This is a genomic window from Rhizobium sp. YJ-22, from assembly GCF_029601685.1.
Lineage (GTDB): Bacteria > Pseudomonadota > Alphaproteobacteria > Rhizobiales > Rhizobiaceae > Metarhizobium.
The window spans coordinates 1-3,388 of the sequence record NZ_JARRIR010000049.1 but is presented as its reverse complement, the minus strand read 5'-3'; the positions used below and the strand labels follow the sequence as shown (position 1 = coordinate 3,388).

The window sequence follows — 3,388 nt, the reverse complement described above, 5'->3', positions numbered from 1 at the left end:
GTGCATAAGACGAGCTGCGCCCGACAGGGTATTGCCACCATGCCGAGCGCGATATCAGATGAAGCGGATCAGACCGTGTCGGTGGGGAATTCCGCTCTGGGGCGCACCCGTTTTGAACACGCCGGTACTTCCAAATCCGAAAGCAACGATGCGATCAGTGCATCTGGAGCCTTGAACCGGCCCCGCCTTAGTTCCGGCGGAACAACCGCCTCGACAGCTTCCAACTTCTCGGACGGGTCCATGCGGAGGTAAATCTCCGTCGTGCGGATATCGGCGTGGCCGAGCCAGAGGGCGACCTTGCGGATGTCGCGGGTCGCCTGCAGCATGACGACTGCGCAACCGTGCCGAAGCTGGTGAGGTGAGACGCGACGGTCGCGAAGCGATGCGCAGCTCTCGGCTGCTATGGCGACATACTTGTCGAGGACATACTCAAAGCCGGCACGGGTCATCGGGTCGCCCTGCGCATTGACGAAGAGCTCCGGCACACGGACCTCGCCCCGGACAGTTAACCAGGCGCGAATGTCGCGCGCAGTGTCTTTCCAGAGTGGCAGGCAGCGTTCCTTGCGGCCCTTTCCCAGAACTGTCACGCTCGCGCCGTGGCGCAGCGACAGATTTGCCGTCAAAACTCCGATCAATTCTGACACTCGCAAGCCTCCGGCGAAGCAGAGATGCATCATCGCCCGATCACGGATGCCAGATCTCGTCGTAAGGTCGGGTCCGTTGAGAATCGCTCGGACCTCTTCCATTGTCAGATGGCGAATGAGCTTCTGATCATGGCGTTTGGTCGGGATCGCATGGACCCGCCCGATCTGCTCCAGTGCGGACGGCACCTTGTGCTCGAGGTAACGCATGAACGCCTTGATGGCAGCGAGCCGCACATTGCGCGTCGACGCGCTGTTGCCGCGATCCTGTTCAATGTGCGCGAGGAAAGCCACGATCATCGGTGCATCGAGGTCTTCAATCCTGAGCAAAGACGGCCGTGTGCCGAGCCGTTTTGCTGCGAAGTTGAATAGCAGCTTGAAGCTGAACGCGTATGTCTCGCAGCTTTGTGGGCTGTAACCTCGCTGTCGAGGCATGTAGTCTCGCAGGAAGCCGGTGATGAGAGGGGCGAGCTCCGTCATGCGGCATTCTCCCCGACCAAAGCTTCTGCCGCCGCGGCGATGTCGGCCATCATCTCCGGCGTCGCCTGAAGATACCAGTATGTATTGTGGATACTGACATGACCCAGGTACGTCGACAGGGCGACGAAGTGCCTGGCAACTGCGCTGCGATCGGCGCCGCATTGTTCCAGCACCCGGGTTGCGAACGTATGACGAAGGTCATGGATGCGTGGCTGTTGACCTCGCTCCGGCGCAATACCCGCTCGTCGCAGCAGGGAGCGGAACGTACAATTGACGGTCGTCGGGTAGAGCTGTCGGTGCTGGACGGATGGGAAGAGCCAATCGCTCTCGCCCGCGCATTGGCGCCGGATATCAAGATAGCCCTGGAGCGCTTCGATGACGGTGGCGTGCAGCGGCACCAGGCGGCTCTTGCGGAACTTTGTTTCCCGAATGTGCAAAACGCCATCGGGCAGGATGTCATCGAGCCTGAGTGCAAGAGCTTCGGAGATGCGAAGTCCAGTGGCCGCGATCAGACCGAAGAGCATGACATAGAGTTCGCGACGCAGCGGATTGGGCTTTTGGAGCCTGAGATTGCCGGCAGCATCGAGGATCCGGGCGATCTCGCCCTTTGTGTAGATGTAGGGCACCGGTCGATTAGTGGTCCGCTTGATATCCGCGGGCGGGATCTCGTGACGAGGATCTTCCGCATGAAGAAAGCGGGCAAACCCGATCAGGTTCGTCAGGCGATGCGCCATGGAGTTCGGCGTTTTAGCAGCCGTCGGCAACCATGTGAGAACCGTTGCAGCCAGAATGTGGCTCTCGCCCCGCTCGGATGCAAAGCGCGAGAACGCCAGAAGATGCCGTTCGGCCTTGATCAGCTTGTAACCGAGGGCTCGGCGTAGACTAAGATAGCGATTGACGTCAGCGCTCAGCATGGCAACCTCCCGCCCCAGGGCTGCGCGATTTCCGACAGCAGGCCGATGTCGACCTTGGCATACAGCGCCGTCGTTGATGGAGAACGGTGACGCAACACCGCCCCGACGCCGGCAAGGCTTGCTCCGCTACGCAGCATCGCCGTCGCTGCCGAGTGACGCAACACATGCGCACCGCGATGGATGCTTTCAATTCCTGCTCTGTCGAGCGCGCGACGCACAATGCACTTCACGGCGATGCGGCTCAGTGGTCTGATTGGTGCGATATCCGTCAGGAACACTCGCGTCGTCGCAATGCGCGGCCTTGCCCGCTCAATGTAGGCAAATATGGCGTCGCCAACCTCCTGGGGCAGCGGCAGCCATTCCTCACGCCGGACCTTACCGATAAGTGCTATTCGGCCATTCCTCCAGTCAATGTCATCGAAGCTGAGAGTGCTGACTTCGCTTGCCCTGAGGCCCAGTCGAGCCAGCAAGAGCATGACGGCGCGATCGCGTAACCGGCTTTCGCCGTCACATGTGGCAAGGAGGCGGTCGATGTCACTTTGCGCAAGAAAGCGCGGCGTCGTCGCCAATTGCCAACTTGCGAAGTTCGAAACCGCGTGCTCCCGACCAGCGGGGCATTTTCCCATTGCGACGAGATATTTGAGGTAGGCGCGCGTAGCAACGGTAATGCTCTGTGCCCAATGGCGTCCGTGCGGCTTGGCGGACTCAAGAACGAACATGCGGATTGCAGAAGCTGTGTAAGCAGCTGGATCAGCACCCAGGGACGTCATAAATTTCACGAGGACGGTTTGATAAGTATCGAGAGTGGTATCTTTGACACCGCGTTGTTCTTGCATCCACCGACGGAAAGCAACCAATTCGGGCCAGGTTTCGTCCAATGAGGGGCGTTGTTCCGGCGGCAGGATGTCCAACTCGCGAAGATATTCGACGAACAGCTTGGCAGCACCCTGTGGTGCACGGGCAGTTCTGTTGCCGTGGAACACCGATGCAGAAGCGCTCAAGCCCACTGTAAGTGTATCGACGTCGTGGCCGGCGGCGCGTACCCAATCGCCCCACAATGCCAGAAGGCGCACCACCTCCGTTACCGTCGCGGCCGAGTAATTCCGCTGGACAAGCCAGTGCTTGAAGCCGCCGACATGTGGTTGCAGCCAATTGATCCGAACATCGACGCTGCGGCGATGTCTGTACTTTCGCTTTGTCACGCAATTTTCCTCGATTTGATCGTTGGTGCCGGTCAAGTCCGACACGTCGAACAAATCGGAGGTTTCAAATCCATTCCAGCGCTAGGCGAGTGACCTACCCGTTCCTAACTCCAGGAGAGCCAGCAAGGCGAAGTTTGGCATGCTGTCGGCT

The 3,388-nt window shown here is 59.7% G+C and carries 3 protein-coding genes; all 3 read right to left on the bottom strand.

The features are described 5' to 3' along the window. Positions 1-68: 68 nt before the first annotated feature. Genes P7F60_RS30680 through P7F60_RS30670 form a run of 3 tightly spaced genes read right to left on the bottom strand, consistent with a single transcriptional unit; the run spans position 69 to position 3,273 of the window. Positions 69-1,121 (bottom strand): tyrosine-type recombinase/integrase, encoded by a 1,053-nt coding sequence (locus tag P7F60_RS30680; protein WP_277921229.1) that lies wholly within the window; start codon positions 1,119-1,121, stop codon positions 69-71. Next, complete coding sequence (locus P7F60_RS30675; RefSeq protein WP_277921228.1) at positions 1,118-2,035, bottom strand: tyrosine-type recombinase/integrase; 918 nt, start codon at positions 2,033-2,035, stop codon at positions 1,118-1,120. The genes P7F60_RS30680 and P7F60_RS30675 overlap by 4 nt, the downstream gene beginning before the upstream one ends. Further along, positions 2,029-3,273 carry a tyrosine-type recombinase/integrase gene (locus tag P7F60_RS30670; RefSeq protein WP_277921227.1) on the bottom strand — a complete coding sequence of 415 codons (1,245 nt, stop codon included), beginning with the start codon at positions 3,271-3,273 and terminating at the stop codon, positions 2,029-2,031. The genes P7F60_RS30675 and P7F60_RS30670 overlap by 7 nt, the downstream gene beginning before the upstream one ends. Between the last annotated feature and the right edge of the window lie 115 nt (positions 3,274-3,388).